We start from the raw sequence: 21,821 nt of genomic DNA on the forward strand, positions 1-21,821 counted from the left end.
GCCTTTTTCAGGGCTTAAATCCTGCCAAATTAACTGTTTTATCCCTCTTTTTATTGCGTTATCTTTAAGGTTTCCTTCATAAAATAATAACGAGAAAACGCTTAAATACCCATTTATTCGGATAATATTTTTCTACGTGCTGATCTCTTTTCAACTCGCTATTAATGGTTTTCGATTAAATGCAATTAACTCTTTTTCTAAAAAGCCTCACTTATTGAATTAAATCCGCCTCCATTTTTTATATAAAAACTTTACTCTCTCTGCATTCGTGCTTTTAAATGGTTATGGCAGGTTAGGTAAATACAATAACGCGCCAGTTTTAAATATTATTAAAAACCATTGTTTTAACTTAATGGCTTTAATCAGTATAAAGTTTTCACTATTGTTTTTACCACTTTTAATGTCTGCTTTCTATGAAGTTTAATCATCATGGGCTATCGTGTTTTACGTTTAATCAACGTCAATCATACTCACTTTTTTATCTTTACTGACACTGTTTTACCCGCAGTTTTAATCAGCTTTAATAAGTTACCCCTTTTTGTTTTTTCCGATAATCACTGCCTTTTTCAGGGCTTAAATCCTGCCAAATTAACTGTTTTATCCCTCTTTTTATTGCGTTATCTTTAAGGTTTTCTTCATAAAATAATAACGAGAAAGCGCTTAAATACCCATTTATTCGAATAATATTTTTCTACGTGCTGATCTCTTTTCAACTCGCTATTAATAGTTAATGTTTTTCGATTAAATGCAATTAACTCTTTTTCTGAAAATCCTCACTTATTGTGTTAAATCTGCCTCCATTTTTTATATAAAAACTTTACTCTCTCTGCATTCGTGCTTTTAAATGGTTATGGCAGGTTAGGTAAATAAAATAACGCGCCAGTTTTAAACATTATTAAAAACCATTGTTTTAACTTAATGGTTTTAATCAGTATAAAGTTTTCACCGTTGTTTTTACTACTTTTAATGTCTGCTTTTTATGAAGTTTAATCATCATGGGTTATCGTTTTTTATGTTTAACCCGCGTTAATCATACTCACTTTTTTATCTTTACTGACACTGTTTTACTCGCAGTTTTAATCAGCTTTAATAAGTCACCCCTTTTTGTTTTTTCGGATAATCACCGCCTTTTTCAGGGCTTAAATCCTGCCAAATTAACTGTTTTATCCCTCTTTTTATTGCGTTATCTTTAAGGTTTCCTTCATAAAATAATAACGAGAAAACGCTTAAATACCCATTTATTCGGATAATATTTTTCTACGTGCTGATCTCTTTTCAACTCGCTATTAATGGTTAATGGTTTTAGATTAAATGCAATTAACCCTTTTTCTGAAAAGCCTCACTTATTGCGTTAAATCCGCCTCCACTTTTTATATAAAAACTTTACTCTCTCTGCATTCGTGCTTTTAAATGGTTATGGCAGGTTAGGTAAATACAATAACGCGCCAGTTTTAAATATTATTAAAAACCATTGTTTTAACTTAATGGTTTTAATCAGTATAAAGTTTTCACCGTTGTTTTTACCACTTTTAATGTCTGCTTTTTATGAAGTTTAATCATCATGGGTTATCGTTTTTTATGTTTAATCAACGTTAATCATACTCACTTTTTTATCTTTACTGACACTGTTTTACCCGCAGTTTTAATCAGCTTTAATAAGTTACCCCTTTTTGTTTTTTCCGATAATCACCGCCTTTTTCAGGGCTTAAATCCTGCTAAATTAACTGTTTTATCCCTCTTTTTATTGCGTTATCTTTAAGGTTTTCTTCATAAAAGAATAACGAGAAAACGCTTAAATACCCATTTATTCGGATAATATTTTTCTACGTGCTGATTTATTTTCAACTCGCTATTAATGGTTGATGGTTTTCGATTAAATGCAATTAACTCTTTTTCTGAAAAGCCTCACTTATTGCGTTAAATCTGCCTCCATTTTTTATATAAAAACTTTACTCTCTCTGCATTCGTGCTTTTAAATGGTTATGGCTGGTTAGGTAAATACAATAACGCGCCAGTTTTAAATATTATTAAAAACCATTGTTTTAACTTAATGGTTTTAATCAGTATAAAGTTTTCACCGTTGTTTTTACTACTTTTAATGTCTGCTTTTTATGAAGTTTAATCATCATGGATTATCGTTTTTTATGTTTAACCCGCGTCAATCATACTCACTTTTTTATCTTTACTGACACTGTTTTACCCACAATTTTAATCAGCTTTAATAAGTCACCCCCCTTTTTGTTTTTTCGGATAATCACCGCCTTTTTCAGGGCTTAAATCCTGCCAAATTAACTGTTTTACCCCTCTTTTTATTGCATTATCTTTAAGGTTTTCTTCATAAAAAAATAACGAGAAAACGCTTAAATACCCATTTGTTCGGATAATATTTTTTACGTGTTGATTTCTTTTCAACTCACTATTAATGTTGATGATTTTCCTATTAGATGCAATTAATTCTCTTTCTGAAAAGTCGCATCTATTTAGTTAAACCTACTATTTATACAAAACCCTTAATACATCTACATTCACTCTTTTAAATGATCATAGCAGATTAGTTAAATATAAAATAAACCGAGTATGCAATCGCTGATAGATAACTGAATTAATCACCGATAAAAAGAGGCTTGCAATCTCCCCAAGATGGAAATGCAAGCAAAAAGAGAAATCAAGCAATGTTAAAGGATAAGCAATGAGTACAGCAATTCTCATTCCGAGAATTTTCTTATTTTTTAATTAAAAATTCATCTAATAAATGGCCTTCATTGAGCAGTTTTTGTAAACCTAATGGTCTTTTTCCATTTCCTGACCAGTATTTAATCTCTCCATTTTCATTAAACTGATATTTCGGTTTTCTCGTTTTTCCTTTTCCTATATTTGATTTTTTAGGTTTAAAACCAGAGAGGGTAATAGGTATGGTAATGGTATTAATATCAAAGCCCATTTCTTCAATAATTTTTAATACTTCTAAACGTTTTTGTTCTTTTCCTTCTATTTCTAATCTGGCTAATCTAGAGGATTCCCGGCTTTCGTCAACGATTATCTCTAGTTTTTTGTAAACGTCTTCCAGCCAATCAAAATCTTTTGTTTGAGCAAATTTTCTTAATGTGGTTAATCCTGTTAAATATTTTGATACTATTTCATATTCTTGTTCTTTGGTTAATTCTGTCATTTTGTTACCTTGTTAATATATTTAAAATCCGTTGTTCCTAATTTTTTCTCTTTCAATGTCAGTATATCACCGAATTTTCTACCCACTGTTAAAAATCCTTAATCATTTCTGTTGTACCTTTAATAATTAAAGTTTTTATCTGTTTCTTCGTAATAGGCTTGCCTTTTTTTCAAATTCTAAAACCACACTGATTTCGTCTCAAGGTAATAGCCTCACGAATAAATCTAAAACCAACAGCAGTATCGATTTTACGAATCAGATGATTGTGAGAAACAATATTTTCAAGCGATCCCTTTTCAAAAAGAAAAGTTTTTAGCGGGGTATCCTTAACATGGCAGCAAGCTCCGTTTGGTGAACGGAACTTGGTTAACACAAAGTGCCGGATAAATAACCCGCACTTCGTCAGTTATCATTGAGCGCCAATAGCGCTCAATGATAACCGAGCAATTAAACCTGATACATTTTGCATAAATAGCAGGAAACAGCATCATCTGCATTTGAACCTATCACATCCATATCCGGTAAGATATCTTTCAGGCGTTGGTGAGCATCCTGCATAATACAGCCCTTACCAGCCATCGTCAGCATTTCCAGATCGTTCATTCCATCCCCAAAAGCAATGCAATCACTGAGTTTATAACCCATAGATTTAGCTACTTGTTCAAGGGCATGGCCTTTGGAAACGCCACCAGCCATAACTTCCAGACAATTACGTAACGAGAAACTGACATTCACTCTGTCACCCCAACGGGCGTTGATTGACTCCTCCAATGTGAGCAATAGATCATGATCTTCACAGGTAAAGTAAACCTTACATACACCATCCGTCTTAAAATCATCGCGCTTAAAAAGCTGATAATGAAATATTGACTCTTGGAAAAATTCTTCCTGCTCAGGGCTTTCTCGATTCATATACCAGTCATCATGACGGTAATAATTGGTCAGAATATCCGGGTTATCAAACTCCATCAGACACAAGTCATGCACAATATCAGGATCAACATTGTGGCTGAAAACCAGTTCACCCGCCGTATTATGTACCCTGGCTCCATTGGAGGTGATCATATAGGCATCAATACCAAGCCCGTCACGGATTTGGGAAACATCCACATGATGACGGCCAGTAGCAAAAATAAAATGAATGCCTTTGTTTGTGAGTAAATTAAGTGTTTCCTTGGTGTAAGACGTTAATTTGTGATCAGGAGACAGCAAAGTACCGTCTAAATCTGAAGCAACAATGTGATACATAGTTGTAGTTCCTATAATTGAATCAATTTTGGTCAAAAAAGTCACAAATAGCGTTGAGTGCCTGGCTACGTAATTTATCTTTTTCAAATAGGATTTCATGATGTGCCCCCTGAATAATCAAAGGTGACCGCTCTTCAATGAAAGTTCTCTCTTTCCGATGTGATTCACAAAAAGCCCGTAATTGCTGATTATTAACTACTTTATCTTCACTGGCTTTTAAGACCATCAGTGGCGTCTCAATTTTTCCTGCTTTTTCTATCAATATATCGCCAATCCGCATGCTTTCCCGCATCCAATGATATGTCGGACCGCCTATGCGTAATTCCGGGTAATCTACGTAATAACGAAGATAGCGGCTATAACGTTCATAACTGTGTGTCAGAAGATTGATCAAATAAGGCAACGGACGCCATTTTCCAGTCAGTATTGCGTAGTTATTTCGTCTATCCGGTCGCTTTTCTGCCCAATTCACCAGCAAAGCTGCCAACCAGTGTGGCATTGGTAAGTTAATACCAAACATAGGAGCACAAAGGGCCGCTGCATCAAAAATCTGACTGTGACGTAATAAGAATCCCCCTAATATTGCCGCGCCCATTGAATGAGCCAACGCATAACAGTGAGAATAATAACGAGGGAGAATTTCTCTTTCTATAAACGTTTCAACGTCATCAATATAGTCATCAAATTTTTCTACATGCCCTCTTTGTGGATCTTCAAGCATCCTGCCGGATCGCCCCTGTCCACGATGGTCAATGATAAAAACGTCGTAGCCAAGGTGATAAAAGTCAAATGCCACCTCCGGGTATTTGACATAACTTTCACTACGGCCAGGCAAGATAACAACTGCTCTATGATTCTTGGTTGTTGCACAAAAACGGACATAGCGTATCAGCACATTTTCGACACCGATAAACTCATGTTCTTCCCTGCCTTGCCAGAAATCTAACAGAGGCCCGTTAGCAAAAGCAGAAAACTGTATCTCACGATTAAGCCAGCTCTCTTTCAACATTTCGGGCTTCATAAATCATCTCCAAGCTATTCACACTCCTCCAGATGTTTACAGATCAAAGCCATAAAAACGCTACCAAAACGTTCTAGTTTCCGTTGTCCTACCCCGTTGATTAATAACATTTCATCAGCAGTAACCGGGCATTGTTCTGACATTTCAATCAGTGTGACATCGTTAAATACAACAAAAGGCGGGATATTATCTTCGTCAGCAATAGATTTCCGTAATTTACGCAACTTGGCAAATAATTTGCGATCATAATTGCCACTATATGATTTACTTTGCTGACTACGCCCTTTCAGGCTCTGTATCCGTGGAACAGCCAGTTTCAGCGGAACTTCACCACGCAATACTGGCCGTGCAGCTTCTGTTAATTGTAATGCTGAATAATTGGCAATGTTTTGACTGATAAAACCTAGGTGAATAAGCTGCCTCAATACGCTGACCCAGTGCTCCTGGCTTTGATCTTTACCAATGCCGTAAACCGGCAAATGATCATGCCTTATATCGCGGATACGCTGATTATTCGCGCCTCTGAGCACTTCAACAATATAACCGATACCAAAACGCTGACCAACCCGGTAAACACAAGAGAGCGCTTTTTGTGCATCCACCAAGCCATCATAATTTTTCGGTGGATCAAGACAGATGTCACAATTGCCGCAAGCAGTTTGTTGGCTTTCACCAAAATAGTTTAATAACACCAGACGGCGGCAAGTTTGCGCTTCGGCAAAGGCTCCCATCGCATTAAGCTTATGTCGTTCAATATCCTGCTGTGTGTCAGCCGTTTTCTCTTCCAGACAACGGCGAAGCCATACCATATCAGCCGGATCATAGAACAACACCGCTTCCGCAGGTAAACCATCACGCCCGGCACGCCCTGTTTCCTGATAATAGGATTCGATATTACGTGGAATATTAAAATGAACCACGAACCGAACATTGGGTTTATTAATACCCATGCCAAATGCCACTGTCGCTACCACAACCTGCAAATCATCACGTTGAAATGCATCCTGTACCCGCGCGCGTTGGCTATTATCCAACCCGGCATGGTATGGCGCAACACTCAAGCCACGTTTTTGTAAACGTTCTGATATCTCTTCAACTTTATTGCGGCTGTTGCAGTAAACGATGCCGCTTTTGCCTTTTTGACCACGGATAAATAGCCATAATTGATCTAATGGCTTGTATTTCTCTATCAAGGTATAACGAATATTCGGACGATCAAAACTGCTGATATGAATAAGCGGATCATTAAGATTCAGCAGCCGGGCAATATCATTGCGGGTAGTTTCATCCGCAGTCGCCGTCAACGCAATGACAGGTAATGTTGAAAAGCGTTGCCTGAGCTGTCCCAACGCCCGGTATTCAGGCCGGAAATCATGACCCCATTGCGAAATACAATGGGCTTCATCCACAGCCAATATAGCCGGTTGCCATTCCAAAAGCTGTTCAAGGAAGCTATCCATCATCAAGCGTTCAGGAGCGATATACAGCAATTTGATCACGCCCTGACGGCAACGCCGGATCACGTCAATCTGTTGTTCACGCGCCTGAGTTGAATTCAGGCAATCAGCCGCGACACCATTCGCCCGCAGTTGATCCACCTGATCTTTCATTAAAGAGATCAATGGAGAAACGACCAGGGTTAATCCTTCCTGCACCAGCGCCGGGATTTGGTAACACAATGATTTGCCACCACCCGTCGGCATAATGACCAGACAATCACGCCCCTCAAGAATGGTATTGATGACTTGTTGCTGACCAGGCCGGAATTGCAGATAACCAAAGGTTTTCCGCAATACTTGCTCTGCCAGTGATATCGTATTGATGACTTCTGCGGTAGACACGCTTTTCCTCAACCATTAAAAAATCACAGACGCTTAAGCATCTGCGCATTATGTTATCTTACTCTCGCAGTAATTACTTCAACAACAAGCCCGCGACATAATAAACACCGTTGTCATTTATAAAGCACCAAAAAGGCAACACAGGTTATTTTACACACGAACTTTAATTTTGCGCAGATTGTTTCTCGAGACGCCTCGCAAACTGGCAAGATGGGCAATAAAAGCATAATATTAACAATTCATTAACCATGTAAGGTAATATTAATAACACGCACCTTTATTTGGGAATAAATTAAATGTCTACAACGCAAATGACCCTGGAAGAAGCCCGCCAGCTAATCGGTAATTTTTTTATTTACCATATGCCTTTTAACCAGATATTAGGACTTGAACTGCTCCGGTTTGAACAGGATTACGCAGAAATACAGTTCCGTAATCAAAATAAGCTGGTAGGGAATACCGCACAGAAGATTTTACATGGTGGCGTGATTGCATCAGTGCTGGATGTCTGTACCGGATTGGTCTGTGTCGGTAATGCCTTAGCCCGTATAACACCCATTTCGCGAGAAGAATTAGAAAAGCGGTTATCAACAATGGGAACGATTGATTTGCGAGTGGATTATCTACGCCCCGGTCGTGGTGAAGTATTTACCGCCACCAGCAGTATTATCCGCAATGGGAATAAAGTTTCTGTCGCCAGAGCTGAACTGCATAATGAGCAGAGGGCACATATTGCCAGTGTAACGGCGACTTATCTGGTCGGTTAGCAAAAACCGCCCCCCGTCCAGTGTGAAGCCGTTACAAAAGACGGGGAGCAGTCCTATATTAATCCCTTGCGTAATATTCAGCCCGGTGACATATTATTTTTAAGTTAACGAGCTAGAAACCTATTACACCTTTTCCACTTTATTAACATTAGGATAACATGAATAAGCAACAAACCACCAAAGGCGTTCTGTACGCCTTCGGCGCCTGTTTTATCTGGGGAATTGCCCCCGTTTATTTTAAGTATATTCAGCAAGTACCTGCCGACGAAATCCTGACACATCGTATTATTTGGTCATTTTTCTTTATGTTACTGCTGCTAACAGTAACCCGTCACTGGTCACAGGTATCCCATGTTTTTCGTCAACCTAGAAAAGTACTGTTATTGGCCGTGACAGCGACCATTGTTGCCTGTAACTGGCTGATTTATATCTGGGCAGTGAACCACGGTCATATGCTGGAAGCCAGCCTGGGTTACTTCATTAGCCCACTGGTTAACGTTTTGTTTGGTATGCTGTTTCTGAGTGAACGTTTCCGCCGGATGCAATGGGCTGCTGTTGCGCTGGCCTTCACTGGCGTGTTAATCCAGCTATGGCAATTTGGCTCTGTACCTGTTATTGGATTAAGTCTGGCTGTCACTTTCGCTCTGTATGCCCTGCTTCGTAAGAAGATGAATGTTGATGCTCAAACGGGTATGACGATTGAAACATTATGGTTACTGCCTGTTGCAGCTATTTACTTGTTTGGTTTTGCCAACACCCCAACCAGCGATTTAAGTGCCAACTCAATGGCACTGAATTTACTGCTGATTTCCGCAGGCATTATCACCACGGTTCCATTACTGCTATACACTGAAGCCGCTGCCCATCTGCGTCTATCTACGCTGGGTTTCTTCCAGTATGTCGGCCCAACGTTGATGTTCCTGCTAGCAACCTTGGTTTATGGTGAACAAATAGGCATCGACCGGCTGATTACTTTCGGCTTTATCTGGGCTGCATTAGTGCTGTTTACACTGGATGCGCTTTATACACAACGCAGGTTGAAAAAAGAATAGAGCTAAGTTTACTACATGGAAATCACCATCAGACTGGCAAGAATCACAGAACAAGCCGCCCTTGAAGCACTCCAGTTACGTGCATCTCTCATGTGGGAAGAAGATCGAGAATTATTATTAGCCAACCCCCACATGATAGAACTCCCTATAGAACATATTGCCGCGGAATATGTTTATGTTGTAGAACAAGCCGGCGTCATTTTGGGGTTCAGTGTTGTATTGCCACGATCTGATGGAGATGCAGAACTTGATGGATTATTTGTTGAACCCACTGTCTGGCATCAAGGTGTTGGCAGACAGTTAGTAAAAATAGCACTGAATAACGTGCATACAGAAGGAGGAATATCATTGCGGGTGCTGGCTAATCCTCAAGCCGCAGGGTTTTATATTGCTCTTGGCTTTGAACGCCTGGAGGAAGAAAACACGCAATTGGGCACAGCGATTCTTATGATTAAGTACATATGATAAAATGATTAAAATAACAACAGGATTTACGACGAGCAAGGAATGTATTTCTTGTCATTCGAACATATCATGAACATTCATTTTTGTTACTAATTTCTGATTATCTATACCGGATCGATGGCAGGTCGGCCATTATTATGGCAATACAAAGGAACAACTAATTCGCGGATAAATTCGAAATCAATGGCGGCAAGCTCCGTTTGGTAAACAGAACTTGATTAAAACAAAATGCCGGATAAAAAACCAGCATTTTGTCAGTAATCTGTAATACATTACAACCAATTCTTCCGCTTAAAGTAAAGATATGGCGCAAGACCCGCCGCGATCATTAGCCCGATCGCGCCCGGATAACCAAATGGCCAATGCAGCTCCGGCATAAAGTCAAAGTTCATACCATAACTGGAAGCCACCAGCGTTGGCGGCAGGAATATCACAGAGACCACCGAGAAGATTTTGATAATCCGGCTCTGTTCGATATTAATAAAGCCCATTGCTGCCTGCATCAGGAAGTTAACTTTCTGGAACAGGGATTCATTATGTGGCAACAGGGATTCGATATCCCGCAGAATTTCACGGGCCTGCTCGAGCTGATCGCCCGGCAGACGGGCACGCCGCACCAGAAAGTTGAGCGCTCGCTGAGTATCCATAAGACACAAACGCACCTTCCAGCCGATATCTTCCTGTTCAGCAAGGCTGGATAGGGCTATATCAAATTCATCCCCCTGTTTCCCTTCCATAATGACCCGACTCAGGGATTCCAGAACACTGTAAATATTTTCGATAACATCAGCCAACTGTTCGATTTTGGTTTCAAACAGATCCATCAGTACTTCATAGGCATTGCCATCAACCAATGTCTGGTTACGGGCACGCATACGGTACAATCGGAATGCAGGGAGTTCACGCTCTCGCAATGTATAGAGACGACCATCACGAATAGTAAATGCAACGGTTGCGTTGCCAGCATGGTCTTCCGCATCTTCAAAGTAGAAGAACGAGTGAACGTGTATCCCGTCTTCATCTTCAAAAAAACGCGCCGACGCCTCAATGTCATCCAGTTCCGGTCGGGTCGCCAGAATTTGGCCTAGTTCATTTTGAACTTGAAGCCGATCTTGCTCTTCCGGTTCAACCAAATCTACCCACAAGGAATCAGATAACTTTTCTCCCTCTCCAAACTCAAGACGGAGCAGGCGATTATTCTCTAACTTAAATGCGATCAGCATGTATCATAAGTCTCCTTTACTCCCTACGTGATCGTAAGGCGCGAATGTTACGCTTAGAGGAAAAAGCCTGTCAACATTCAACCTGGCTATTATTTTCAGGCCATTTCAAGCCTGGCATAAGCAGCGACTAGCCACTTAATGCCTTCCCCATGAAACGCGATTTGCAGCCGACTATGTTCACCACTCCCCTCCATATTGACAATGGTTCCTTCACCAAATTTAGGGTGACGAACACGTTGTCCAAGGGCATAACCGCTATCATTAGCACTGATTGGTGTACCTAATCGACTATGGTTAACCGGGCGAGATACCGTCGCACGTAACCGTACTTCTTCAATACATTCTGACGGCAGCTCACCAATAAAACGAGATGGACGATGATAAACTTCTTTGCCATATAAGCGACGACTTTCTGCATAAGTGATTGTCAGCTTTTCCATTGCTCGTGTCAGGCCCACATAAGCCAGACGGCGTTCTTCTTCCAAACGCCCACCCTCTTCAATCGACATCTGGCTTGGGAACATGCCTTCTTCCATTCCAACAATAAATACCTGCGGGAATTCCAGCCCTTTGGCGGAATGCAATGTCATCAGTTGCACCGAATCCTGATAAGCATCAGCCTGACCTTCTCCCGATTCCAGCGCCGCATGGGAAAGAAATGCCTGTAATGGCATCAGATCTTGGTCCTCATCCTGATAACTGAACTGGCGAGTCGCCGTGACCAGTTCCTCAAGGTTTTCGATACGGGCCTGGGCTTTTTCACCTTTTTCCTGCTGGTACATTGCACGCAAGCCGGAATCGCGAATAACTCTGTCAGTCTGCACATGTAACGGCATATCACTGGTTTCCGTCGATAATGCCTCTATCAGTTCAATAAAGCGCTGTAAGGAAGATGCTGCTCGCCCAGCCAGTACTTTCTCCTGAAGCAATATTTGACAGCACTCCCACAATGTTTCCTGCCGTTCACGAGCAGCCTGACGCACTATATCCAACGTTCTGTCACCGATGCCACGGGTAGGTGTATTTACCACTCGTTCAAATGCCGCATCATCATTGCGGTTAGCAATCAAGCGCAGGTAAGCTAACGCATCTTTGATTTCCTGGCGTTCAAAGAACCGCTGACCACCATAAATACGATATGGCATTGATGCCTGTAACAACGCTTCTTCCAGTACACGAGACTGGGCATTACTGCGGTAAAGTATGGCGCAGCTTTTCAGTGCACCGCCATTTTCAAGCCAGCTTTTGATCCGGTTGACCACATAACGGGCTTCATCCAGTTCGTTAAATGCACAATACAGGGAAATCGGTTCACCTTCTATACCATCAGTCCACAGATTTTTGCCCAAGCGATCACTGTTATTGGCAATCAGTGTATTGGCAACTTTTAGAATATTACTGGTGGAACGGTAATTTTGCTCCAAACGAATAGTTTCAGCACCGGAGAAATCTTTCAGGAAGCGCTGAATATTCTCAACCTGCGCCCCACGCCAGCCATAAATAGATTGATCATCATCCCCGACAATCATCACTTTGCCCGTTTCCCCCGCCAACAGATGGATCCAGGCATATTGAATGCTGTTGGTGTCCTGAAACTCGTCCACCAGAATATTGGTAAAGCGACCACGGTAGTGTTGCAGGATCTGCGGTTTATTCAACCACAATTCATGAGCCCGTAGCAGAAGCTCTGCAAAATCGACCAATCCCGCGCGATCACACGCCTCTTGGTAAGCCTGGTAAATTTTCTGCCATGTCCCTTCAACAGGGTTACCATAACTTTCAATATGCTGTGGCCGTAACCCCTCATCTTTTTTACCGTTGATGTACCACATCCCCTGACGAGCCGGCCATTGTTTATCATCCAGATTCATTGCCTTGATAATGCGTTTGAGCAGACGATGCTGATCTTCGCTGTCAAGAATCTGAAAATCCTGCGGCAAGTTGGCATCCAAGTGATGTGCCCGTAACAAACGATGAGCCAGGCCATGGAACGTACCAATCCACATTCCTCCCTGGCTGGTACCGATCAAGTTTTCAATCCGGTGGCGCATTTCCGCCGCCGCCTTATTGGTAAAGGTCACTGCCATGATGGAAAATGGCGAAGCATTTTCCACAGATAATAACCACGCAATTCGGTGCACCAGAACCCGGGTTTTACCACTCCCTGCTCCGGCCAATACCAACATGTTTGTCCGCGGAGCAGCTACGGCTTCACGTTGTTTGTCATTCAAACTTTCGAGCAGATAGGAGATATCCATAGTTACCATCAGTTGATTAAACAGCGACCACAGCCTGCTGTGTTTTTATACAGAATAATTTCATGATTATATCAATGCTGTCAAAGAAGCCAAATCGTAAATCTCAATATGCGGCAACAGGCGGCTCTCAATCGTCTGCAATAGTTCTTTATTTTCTGTATTAATCCAGCAAGCCTGCATACCACTACGAAGTGCCCCTTCCACATCAGTATTCAGGTCATCACCAATATGCAGAATTTTCCCAAGTGGTAAACCCAGGCGTTCTGCTGCCAGACGGTACATATCACTGTGAGGTTTTGCGCGCCCATCAGGGCCTGCTTTCAGCACAAATTTAAAATAAGGAGCAAGACCACAGGCCGCAGGTTCTGCATTACCGTTAGTAATGGCGACCAATGGCATCTGTTTAGCAAGGGCAGCAAGGGTTTTATGTGTTGATTCCGGCACATCAATCCGGCTGCGCCAGTGTGTGAAATGGGCCATGATATCATCCGCACCCCGGCAGGCATCTTCACGGCTAAAACCGTAATGGCAAAACATCAGCTTTGCAGACTGCCAACGCCACAAGGTCATGTCATGGCAGATTGCAGGATCTTGCTCAAATATCACTTCACGGAAAGCATACAGATCCTGACGATCAAGGTGACTGAACTTAGGATCATATCGCTGTATAAAATTCAGTACCTCTTGTTCCGTCTTATCTAGCACTGGACGATTGTCATAAAGGGTATCATCCAGATCAAATGTCATTGCTGAGACTGGCGCAAGAGGCCGGTAAAAACGCATTACGATTTCCCCCGTTTGGCTCTGGGATGGGCCACATCATACACTTTTGTCAAATGCTGGAAATCCAGATGGGTATAGACTTGTGTGCTGGATAAGCTGGCGTGACCAAGCAGTTCCTGAACTGCGCGCAAATCACCACTGGATTCCAGAATATGTGTGGCAAAAGAGTGACGCAATTTATGAGGATGGATATGGCTGTTTACCCCCTGACGTATGCCCCATTGCGCAAATCGTTTCTGTACATTACGGGTTGATATCCGCCGCCCGCTGTTTGAGATAAAAACCGCATTATCCTCCGGTTCGAACAGTTCCCTCATCTCCAGCCAGCGATTAAGCCATTCAACAGCAGTTTTCCCCAAAGGGACCTTCCGCTCTTTACTGCCTTTACCTGAAACCCAGACTTCCCCACTTTCAAGATCCAGATGCTGGCAATCAAGCCCCACCAGCTCTGACAAACGCAACCCGGCACCGTACATGACTTCCAGCATAGTCCGGTCACGCACTGATAATGGATCATTGAAATTGATGTTCAGCAGTTGATTCACTTCATCCACATCAATATTTTTCGGTAAATGTCGCTTGGTTCCCGGCGTACTGATGGTCTTTGCCGGATTAACGGCAATCCCGCCCTGAGTAACCAGCCAATCCAAAAAACTGCGCAGAGAAGATAAGCGTAAAGCCAAGTTAGCCGACTGTAAGCCAGCACGACGACTACGTGTTACCAACATTCTGATTTTCGCAGGATCAAGATCTTTCCATTGCCTGACACCGATGACTAAAACCATCTCAGCCAATATGGCAAGATGACGCCGGTAATTAGTGATAGTCACCAGACTTAGCCGGCGCTCTACCCTGAGATACCGCAAAAATGCCTCAACCGGCTCCAGTAACAGGTCAATTTCTTGCATCATATCCGTTTAATCCAACGAGACAGTATATCCGGCAGTAATTTCGCCAGATGATCAAGCATGTCTGTTCCCATGCCATCTTGATAATGCTGATAATTACGACTGTTAAATATCACGGTACCCAGTTCTCCCCTCGTTCCCAGCAGAGATACAGCAACCGAACCGACATGACGAACCCGTGGCAACAACAATAAAATTTCCGGCCCGTTCAACATACCGAGATAGTGGTTACTATTACCAAAACGATGAATGCGGATTGGCTCAAAAGCATTGCGGGAAAGTGCTAAATCAGGTGCATTAAGCGGCGCACCAATATGCCATTTATCACTGAAAAGACGGATGTTGGCGCTATTTAACCCCAGATTCTTAGCCCATAAATTCAACCGACTAAGCATATCTTGCAAACTCTCCGCCGCCGCTAAATCAACAAGTAATTTAAGCAACTGTTCGAACAGTTGCTCATTCACTCTAGCCTGCTCCATGAGCAGGGTGATATTTTCTTCCAGATAAGCAATACGTGTTCTCTGGCGGCTCATATACCATTCAACCAAAGAAACCGTCTCTCTTACCGGGTGAGGAACCCGTATCTGTTCAACGACACATGCATTGCGGATAAAGAAATTGGGGTTTTCCAACAAATAATCCACAACAGTTTGATCATCGAATGTACCACTGATGTTTAACTGCTCTTCTTTTTTCTCCATCTTCCGATGCCCCGCAGTTCAAAACAAAATCGATTACAGATGAATTGTGCCATCATAAACATGCGTCGCCGGCCCAGTCATATAGAGAGGATTTCCCGGCCCTTCCCAACAGATAAACAATGAACCTCCCGGCAAGTCTACCTGAACATGACTGTCGAGCAGTTGCTGCTGAATGCCAACTACTACCGCAGCACAAGCCCCACTACCACAAGCCTGAGTTTCCCCAACACCACGTTCATAAACCCGTAAGCGAATATGACCACGGTTTAAAATTTGCATGAAACCAATATTAGCCCGTTCAGGAAATCTTTCATGGCTTTCCAGCGCGGGCCCCAGAATTCCCACTTCGGCAGTTTCTACATCGGCTACCTGAATCACACAATGAGGATTCCCCATAGAAACCACACCACAGAGAACCGTTCTTTCTACCACTCTTAAAATATAGGTTTTTTCTGCCTTTAACGCGCGAAATGGCACATGATGTGGCTCAAATTCAGGTTCCCCCATATTAACGCAAACCTGATCATCATTGGTGATACTCAATACCATACGTCCCGATTGCGTACTGACTTTAATATCACGCTTATTTATCAACCCTTTAAGGCGGACAAAACGGGCAAAACAACGCGCCCCATTGCCACACTGCGCCACTTCACTGCCGTTAGCATTAAAAATGCGATAGTGAAAATCTAGATCCGGATCATAAGGCGCTTCAACAACTAATAACTGATCAAAGCCCACACCAGTATGCCTGTCGGCCAAACGGCAGATCAGTTCTGGTGAAAAATAAACATTTTGGGTCACAGCATCAACGACCATAAAGTCATTACCAAGACCATGCATTTTGGAGAACTGCATATAATGCTCCACCGTAAGCCGCAGTACTAACTACCAGCTTATCTCGCTTATTTCTGAGTGGCGCTATCCACTTTATGCCCTTGCTGCACAGTCTTCACGGGAGTTTGAACTGCGGTTGTCGTCTTCTCTACCGAGGGTTGTTCTGGAGGAAAATAGAGCGGGCCTTTTAGGCCACAGCCGGAAAGTACAAATATAGTTATGATAGCCAGAAACCCGCGTAATTTTTTCTTCATTGCATTAATGCCTGTAATTCATACGTCAATATTCTCTATAATCGCAGTTAGGCCCCGAAAAGCAAATAGGAATTGAAGATGAACGACAGTGAATTTCATCAGTTAGCTGACCAACTGATGCTTTATATCGAAGAGCAACTGGATAATTATGATGGCAATGCTGATATCGACTGTGAAACCAATGGCGGTGTCATGACCTTGAGCTTTGATAATGACAGCAAAATTATTATCAATCGTCAGGAACCTTTCCATCAAATCTGGCTGGCAACCAAAAACGGTGGTTATCATTTTAGCTATAAAGATAGCCAGTGGATTTGTGACCGTAGCGGTGGCAATTTCCTGACCATGTTGGCGCAATCCATCACACAACAGAGTGGTGAGCCATTCAATTTTTTATGATTGAACCTACCCCGCGTAGCGGGGTAAATCAGTAATGCGACACAGAACGATAAAGTTCTTGCTGCTCTTCTCCGCCTGTTTCCACATCATCAGTCACACACAAATGTGAAAAAGAGGATCCACTGAATGGAATCACCTGAATCTGGTCTTTCATTTGAACAATCTGATAAAACTGTGGCAGGTTAAAGTTGATAAAACTTGATCCATAAGTAAACCGATCATGCGATGAAGAATAAAACCGACTGACGTCACGTACCAATTCTTCCTTACTTCCCTCACAATGAGAGTAAATTTCCACCCGGTTGGTTTCATCCAGGATATAAATATTAAAGCTTTTATTATCTTGAGTATTTTCGAAGAAAAATTGGATGATACCCTCGCTGGCAAAACCATCAACCACAGCAGGCAAATGTGTCTCTTTGGTATTAATTTTCACCGGCAACCCCTGTAGTTTGTTATTAGAAATTGCCCCATAAAATTCCACGGCATTCTCCAATTTCTGCACAGAGACGTTAAGACGTTCAAAGAATAGCCCCCACGTCTGGCCCGCAATGCGCAGTGCTTTAAAGCGGCCCGGATCATGACGATTGCTGGATAAACGCAACTCAATACATTCAGATACCAGTTGCTGGATTCGGGTGCGGATAAGCCCACGTAAATGTTCGCTATAACAGAAGACTTCAACAGCCGTCGGCGGTGCAGCATCTTGATGCATTTTACCCAATATGGTTTTCAATGCTTCCAGAACAGATTGCTCGCCACTAAAATGTAACGTTCTCACTTCATTCCATGAATTGCGGTAAAGCAAGTCGATGCTTCCCACCAAGCACTGTTGCGATTCTCCAAAGCTGAATACATCAAGTTTGCGGAAATCAAAATGCACAACCTGATTAGAAAACGCAGCTGTCGGATCTTTCTCCAGATTAACAATAATCGCCAAATGGCGGATTTCACACGGACTATAGAGCGCTTTTGGCGTCGGTGCGGGTAAACGGATAGGAAAATGAAGGGAAATATCGTTAATCAATTCATGCAACTTCAGTTCATCACACTGGGCTTCACCATTATGAATATGAATACAGGATTTTTCTGTCAATAAGCCGTTAAAATAAGTCCACGACACCAGTTTATTGAGGTAACGATTATATTCCAGAGGCTGATGGCCGATAATTGATTTAATTATCGGTGCCTGATTGTAAAGATACCAGCCGCTGCGATTTGCGCGTCCTTGGGGCACATAAATAAATGTTAAATGTTTCTCTGACAAGTCCGGTGAGATCTGTGGATTAACCAGCGTCACCTTACCCGGCAACGCTTCAAATGCAGCGTAGAGTTTACGGGTCAGCACACCAATATCCTGTGGGCTGGCACTGACACTCAGATTATTACGGCGGGCAAAACGGATAAGGTTACGGTAACTCTGCATCATGGTATCAAGCAGTTCATTATGGGCATCACGAACCTGTGCAATTTTCCATGAGTTGCGGTTATCCAAAATTCCCAACCGCTCTGTATCCCACTTCCACTCATATACCAACTGAGTCAAAACCTGACGTCGCCAACCGGTACAACCTTCATCATCCTGGTTTAGAGAGAGCTTTTCACAAACTTTTAAATAGAAGCATCGACGTATTAAATCTAAGCGAGTCGTATCATTAATTTCTATCAGATAGCGGGTAACACGCTCAAGCATCATGCTGTATGCATCAAGGCCAAATGAAACTATTTCACCCGCATGCAGACGCTGTTTCATCTCCATTGCCAGTAACTTACCATTGGGATATTCCCAGGAATATGCCTCCAGCAACAAGCTTTTCAATACGGCTTTATAAGGCGAGTCGATACTTTTATAAAGTTGCCATAAGCTGGCGCCAAAGTATTCTTCAGCAGATAGTTCACCTAATCCACCAAGATCAAGCCACTCATTCGGCGTCAAAACACCTTGCGCATAAAGCGATAAAACGTATTCGTCATAATGACGCTCTTCTTCTACAGGCACCATTTCCCATAACAAACGCTTACCTGCCATACGCACAGCAGTACGGTAAAATTCATCAAGTAACAGAATATGCTGAGTAGAACCGCAATCCTCACCGCCAAGACTACCACTGGCATTATGGCGGAAGCGGTTTTCATCAATAAGAAAAAAATTGACTTCGATACCAAGCGCTGATGCCCATTGTTCAATAAGCGTACACTTACGTTGCAGCAGGAGGCGCTCATCATTATCAAGCCATGACTGATGACATACCCAAATATCCAAATCAGAACAACCGCTTTGCCCGATTGACGAAGTACTCCCCATTGAGTAAATACCGGTAATAGGAAGCTGACCATTGGCAGGCTGTTCTATGGCGTGTTCTAATTTACTTTCTAAATCATCAAGATAAGATTTTTGTGATTCATCATGCACGAAAAAACATACGCCATAGGGAACATTACCATTAATGTAACCTGGCATCATCGGATGATGATAATGCAATAATACTGGCAGTAAACTGTATACCTGTTTAAATTCCGCACTCATGGCGGTAGAGGCGCGTTCTAACCTGAGTTGGTTTATCGCATCCAGTCTCTGCTTCAGTGTTTCGATATAAAGGTACAAGACGTCTCGCCCGATTGAGTTCCAGTGCCCAGATAAATCCCCCGCTTCCGGCTGTTATAACTTAATGGAATTCTTTAGAATGATTTTTACCAATTTATTACCGGAAACGTGATCAATTTAACATCTTGTAGATAAACCGTAAAGTCAGTAAAGCAATTGAATTGCGATGTGACACCCGTTGAAAAACCAAATAACATATTGTTATATATATGAATAATCATAAAAACCATACTTTTTATACTTTCTTTTATGAAGGAAATTTTCTCTGCCCATTTTTCAAGTAATGTATCTAATGTTTTTTTATCAGTAACCTTATGAAAATTACCCATTGGCTATATTTTAGTGCGTCATTCTTTTCATTCAGGATTTTATAATTACAGAAATAATTTACTGAAAAAGTTAATTCATATTTAAATCGATCTACTTATAGCGATATAAAATAATTTAAAAATTAAAATTTATTTTATACTTTAACCTAATCTGTCTACTTTCTTCTCTGGCCTTAACTGGAAAAAAAACGGCTGAAGTGTTAAAACAAGTGCTAGTTTTTCATTTATATGACGGCTGAAAAGTCTGAGAAATACCAACATCTATGTCAACAAAAACTATCCGTATCGCAACCCGTCAAAGCCCTCTGGCTATGTGGCAGGCACTTTATGTTCAACAAAAATTACAACAACATCACCCAGATCTGGAAGTTCAGCTGGTTCCGATGGTAACCAAAGGCGATATCATTCTGGATACCCCTCTGGCAAAAGTGGGCGGAAAAGGTCTATTTGTCAAAGAGTTAGAACTGGCTTTACTTGGAGGCCAAGCCGATATCGCTGTTCATTCAATGAAAGATGTGCCCATCTCTTTCCCTGAAGGATTGGGCTTGGTCACTATTTGTGAACGTGAAGATCCGCGTGATGCTTTTGTTTCTATCAAATATAACTCTCTTAATGAATTACCAGTAGGCAGCATTGTTGGCACATCAAGTTTACGCCGTCAGTGTCAACTCCGTGAGTTACGTCCCGACCTGATTATCCGTGACCTTCGGGGTAATGTCGGCACCCGCTTGAATAAACTGGATAATGGTCATTACGATGCCATCATTCTCGCTGTTGCAGGGTTAAAAAGGTTAAAACTGCATGAACGTATCAATACGCCATTGTCTGTAGAACAATCATTACCTGCCGTTGGTCAAGGTGCCGTGGGGATTGAGTGCCGCCTTGATGACCAGCAAACACAAGCTCTGCTGGTGCCATTAAATCATCATGATACAGAAATCTGTGTTCTTGCCGAACGAGCAATGAATACCCGTCTGGAAGGAGGCTGCCAAGTACCCATAGGCAGTTATGCCATCTGGCAGGATGGAAAAATCTGGCTACGGGCATTGGTTGGCGCACCTGATGGCAGCATGGTTATCCGTGGTGAGAAAACAGCCTTACCAAAGGATGCCTGCCAGGCAGGCGTTAAGCTGGCAGAAGAGTTGCTGGAACGGGGAGCGAGAGCAATTCTGACCGAAGTTTATCGAGGAAATCCCCCTACATGAGCATTCTGGTAACGCGCCCCTCTCCTGCCGGAGAGGAATTAGTCAGAAAATTACAAGCAGCGGGGAAAACTGCTTTCAGCACACCTTTAATCAATATTCACCCTGGCTCAGAGTTGCCACTACTGGCTGACAAACTCAGTCAGCTGAATACCGGTGATATGGTATTTCTGCTGTCAAAAAATGCAGTTCATTATGCAAATTCACAGTTAAATAAAATTAACCTGTCATGGCCTGACAAGCTGATTTATTATGCTATTGGCAGATCAACCGCACTGGCTTTTCATCAATTGACTGATATAAATACTATCTGGTCATTAGAGGGTGAAACCAGCGAAATCCTGCTGGAACTACCATCATTACATCAGGTTGAAAATAAACAGGCTTTGCTGCTCAGAGGAAATAGCGGACGTGAACTTATTGCCCGCACGCTGACAGAAAGAGGGGCCTCAGTTAGTTATTGTGAATGTTATCTTCGCCAGCCAGTAGACTATCCGGCAGCAGAATTCAGTGCCCACTGGCAAAAATATGGAGTACAGACTTTAATTGTAACCAGTGGCGAAATACTGCAACTGTTATATAACTTAATACCCGAAAGCGATCGAAATAGATGGTTATTAAATTGCCGCCTTGTTGTGGTAAGCGAGCGTCTTGCACACACCGCCCAGAGCCTAGGCTGGCAAGATGTTAAAGTTGCAAAAAGTGCAGACAACGATGCCTTAATTGAGGCACTAGAATAAACTGACATGGGATGCC

The 21,821-nt window shown here is 42.2% G+C and carries 19 protein-coding genes; 6 read left to right on the forward strand and 13 right to left on the reverse strand.

Features of this window, described 5'->3' with window-relative positions; translation table 11 throughout:
• Nucleotides 1-2,226: 2,226 nt before the first annotated feature.
• The 5 genes from C5471_RS03930 to recQ all read right to left on the reverse strand — a co-directional run bounded on the left by C5471_RS03930 (nt 2,227) and on the right by recQ (nt 7,279).
• Nucleotides 2,227-2,412: a hypothetical protein gene (locus C5471_RS03930; RefSeq protein WP_133813889.1), complete on the reverse strand. Its 186-nt coding sequence runs from the start codon at nt 2,410-2,412 to the stop codon at nt 2,227-2,229.
• Between the two features lie 310 nt (nt 2,413-2,722).
• Nucleotides 2,723-3,169: an H-NS histone family protein gene (locus C5471_RS03935; RefSeq protein ID WP_133813890.1), complete on the reverse strand. Its 447-nt coding sequence runs from the start codon at nt 3,167-3,169 to the stop codon at nt 2,723-2,725.
• Between the two features lie 447 nt (nt 3,170-3,616).
• Nucleotides 3,617-4,417, reverse strand: coding sequence for a sugar/pyridoxal phosphate phosphatase YigL (gene yigL / locus C5471_RS03940; RefSeq protein ID WP_133813891.1), 801 nt, complete (start codon nt 4,415-4,417; stop codon nt 3,617-3,619).
• Between the two features lie 22 nt (nt 4,418-4,439).
• Nucleotides 4,440-5,438, reverse strand: coding sequence for a lysophospholipase L2 (gene pldB, locus C5471_RS03945; RefSeq protein ID WP_133813892.1), 999 nt, complete (start codon nt 5,436-5,438; stop codon nt 4,440-4,442).
• Nucleotides 5,439-5,452: 14 nt separating this feature from the next.
• Nucleotides 5,453-7,279 (reverse strand): ATP-dependent DNA helicase RecQ, encoded by a 1,827-nt coding sequence (gene recQ, locus C5471_RS03950; protein ID WP_133813893.1) that lies wholly within the window; start codon nt 7,277-7,279, stop codon nt 5,453-5,455.
• 296 nt (nt 7,280-7,575) lie between these two features.
• Between recQ and C5471_RS03955 the strand changes: the two genes are divergently transcribed.
• The 3 genes from C5471_RS03955 to C5471_RS03965 all read left to right on the forward strand — a co-directional run bounded on the left by C5471_RS03955 (nt 7,576) and on the right by C5471_RS03965 (nt 9,563).
• On the forward strand, nt 7,576-8,046 hold the full coding sequence (locus C5471_RS03955; RefSeq protein ID WP_133813894.1) for a thioesterase family protein: 471 nt from the start codon (nt 7,576-7,578) through the stop codon (nt 8,044-8,046).
• Between the two features lie 158 nt (nt 8,047-8,204).
• Nucleotides 8,205-9,098: an EamA family transporter RarD gene (rarD, locus tag C5471_RS03960; RefSeq protein WP_133813895.1), complete on the forward strand. Its 894-nt coding sequence runs from the start codon at nt 8,205-8,207 to the stop codon at nt 9,096-9,098.
• Between the two features lie 15 nt (nt 9,099-9,113).
• A complete protein-coding gene (locus C5471_RS03965) occupies nt 9,114-9,563 on the forward strand; it encodes a GNAT family N-acetyltransferase (protein WP_207627171.1) in 450 nt (149 codons plus the stop codon).
• 272 nt (nt 9,564-9,835) lie between these two features.
• Here the strand turns inward: C5471_RS03965 and corA are convergent, their stop codons facing one another.
• From corA to lptM, 7 genes are all read right to left on the reverse strand, one after another.
• Nucleotides 9,836-10,786: a magnesium/cobalt transporter CorA gene (gene corA, locus C5471_RS03970; RefSeq protein WP_166295658.1), complete on the reverse strand. Its 951-nt coding sequence runs from the start codon at nt 10,784-10,786 to the stop codon at nt 9,836-9,838.
• Nucleotides 10,787-10,881: 95 nt separating this feature from the next.
• Entirely contained in the window at nt 10,882-13,044 is a 2,163-nt protein-coding gene (uvrD, locus tag C5471_RS03975; protein ID WP_479687632.1) for a DNA helicase II, read from the reverse strand.
• Between the two features lie 66 nt (nt 13,045-13,110).
• On the reverse strand, nt 13,111-13,827 hold the full coding sequence (gene yigB / locus C5471_RS03980; protein ID WP_133813897.1) for a 5-amino-6-(5-phospho-D-ribitylamino)uracil phosphatase YigB: 717 nt from the start codon (nt 13,825-13,827) through the stop codon (nt 13,111-13,113).
• On the reverse strand, nt 13,827-14,738 hold the full coding sequence (gene xerC, locus C5471_RS03985; protein WP_133813898.1) for a tyrosine recombinase XerC: 912 nt from the start codon (nt 14,736-14,738) through the stop codon (nt 13,827-13,829). Before xerC ends, yigB begins: the two co-directional genes overlap by 1 nt.
• Nucleotides 14,735-15,439: a DUF484 domain-containing protein gene (locus C5471_RS03990; protein WP_133813899.1), complete on the reverse strand. Its 705-nt coding sequence runs from the start codon at nt 15,437-15,439 to the stop codon at nt 14,735-14,737. The genes xerC and C5471_RS03990 overlap by 4 nt, the downstream gene beginning before the upstream one ends.
• Nucleotides 15,440-15,472: 33 nt before the next feature.
• Nucleotides 15,473-16,297 carry a diaminopimelate epimerase gene (gene dapF, locus C5471_RS03995; RefSeq protein ID WP_133813900.1) on the reverse strand — a complete coding sequence of 275 codons (825 nt, stop codon included), beginning with the start codon at nt 16,295-16,297 and terminating at the stop codon, nt 15,473-15,475.
• 47 nt (nt 16,298-16,344) lie between these two features.
• Nucleotides 16,345-16,530 (reverse strand): LPS translocon maturation chaperone LptM, encoded by a 186-nt coding sequence (lptM, locus tag C5471_RS25230; RefSeq protein ID WP_133813901.1) that lies wholly within the window; start codon nt 16,528-16,530, stop codon nt 16,345-16,347.
• 78 nt (nt 16,531-16,608) lie between these two features.
• Here lptM and cyaY point away from each other — a divergent pair, with 78 nt between their 5' ends.
• Nucleotides 16,609-16,929: an iron donor protein CyaY gene (gene cyaY / locus C5471_RS04005; RefSeq protein ID WP_133813902.1), complete on the forward strand. Its 321-nt coding sequence runs from the start codon at nt 16,609-16,611 to the stop codon at nt 16,927-16,929.
• Nucleotides 16,930-16,957: 28 nt separating this feature from the next.
• Here cyaY and C5471_RS04010 read toward each other — a convergent pair whose 3' ends face one another.
• Nucleotides 16,958-19,534 (reverse strand): class I adenylate cyclase, encoded by a 2,577-nt coding sequence (locus C5471_RS04010; RefSeq protein WP_133813903.1) that lies wholly within the window; start codon nt 19,532-19,534, stop codon nt 16,958-16,960.
• Between the two features lie 592 nt (nt 19,535-20,126).
• On the opposite strand from C5471_RS04010, the gene hemC reads away from it, so the two are divergent.
• Together hemC and hemD are read left to right on the forward strand one after the other, a co-directional pair.
• Entirely contained in the window at nt 20,127-21,068 is a 942-nt protein-coding gene (gene hemC, locus C5471_RS04015) for a hydroxymethylbilane synthase (protein ID WP_133813904.1), read from the forward strand.
• The gene (hemD, locus tag C5471_RS04020; protein ID WP_133813905.1) at nt 21,065-21,805 is read left to right on the forward strand and encodes a uroporphyrinogen-III synthase; all 741 of its coding nucleotides are present in this window, start codon (nt 21,065-21,067) and stop codon (nt 21,803-21,805) included. The genes hemC and hemD overlap by 4 nt, the downstream gene beginning before the upstream one ends.
• The last annotated feature ends 16 nt before the right edge of the window (nt 21,806-21,821 follow it).

It is taken from the genome of Photorhabdus tasmaniensis (genome assembly GCF_011189505.1).
Taxonomy (GTDB): domain Bacteria; phylum Pseudomonadota; class Gammaproteobacteria; order Enterobacterales; family Enterobacteriaceae; genus Photorhabdus; species Photorhabdus tasmaniensis.

Coding starts and splice junctions, on each gene's coding strand:
- hemC (WP_133813904.1), top strand. CDS start 20,127: ATGTCAACAAAAACTATCCGTATCGCAACCCGTCAAAGCCCTCTGGCT.
- xerC (WP_133813898.1), bottom strand. CDS start 14,738: ATGATGCAAGAAATTGACCTGTTACTGGAGCCGGTTGAGGCATTTTTG.
- cyaY (WP_133813902.1), top strand. CDS start 16,609: ATGAACGACAGTGAATTTCATCAGTTAGCTGACCAACTGATGCTTTAT.
- C5471_RS03935 (WP_133813890.1), bottom strand. CDS start 3,169: ATGACAGAATTAACCAAAGAACAAGAATATGAAATAGTATCAAAATAT.
- C5471_RS03955 (WP_133813894.1), top strand. CDS start 7,576: ATGTCTACAACGCAAATGACCCTGGAAGAAGCCCGCCAGCTAATCGGT.
- corA (WP_166295658.1), bottom strand. CDS start 10,786: ATGCTGATCGCATTTAAGTTAGAGAATAATCGCCTGCTCCGTCTTGAG.
- yigB (WP_133813897.1), bottom strand. CDS start 13,827: ATGCGTTTTTACCGGCCTCTTGCGCCAGTCTCAGCAATGACATTTGAT.
- lptM (WP_133813901.1), bottom strand. CDS start 16,530: ATGAAGAAAAAATTACGCGGGTTTCTGGCTATCATAACTATATTTGTA.
- C5471_RS03990 (WP_133813899.1), bottom strand. CDS start 15,439: ATGGAGAAAAAAGAAGAGCAGTTAAACATCAGTGGTACATTCGATGAT.
- dapF (WP_133813900.1), bottom strand. CDS start 16,297: ATGCAGTTCTCCAAAATGCATGGTCTTGGTAATGACTTTATGGTCGTT.
- C5471_RS03965 (WP_207627171.1), top strand. CDS start 9,114: ATGGAAATCACCATCAGACTGGCAAGAATCACAGAACAAGCCGCCCTT.
- rarD (WP_133813895.1), top strand. CDS start 8,205: ATGAATAAGCAACAAACCACCAAAGGCGTTCTGTACGCCTTCGGCGCC.
- hemD (WP_133813905.1), top strand. CDS start 21,065: ATGAGCATTCTGGTAACGCGCCCCTCTCCTGCCGGAGAGGAATTAGTC.
- uvrD (WP_479687632.1), bottom strand. CDS start 13,044: ATGGATATCTCCTATCTGCTCGAAAGTTTGAATGACAAACAACGTGAA.
- pldB (WP_133813892.1), bottom strand. CDS start 5,438: ATGAAGCCCGAAATGTTGAAAGAGAGCTGGCTTAATCGTGAGATACAG.
- yigL (WP_133813891.1), bottom strand. CDS start 4,417: ATGTATCACATTGTTGCTTCAGATTTAGACGGTACTTTGCTGTCTCCT.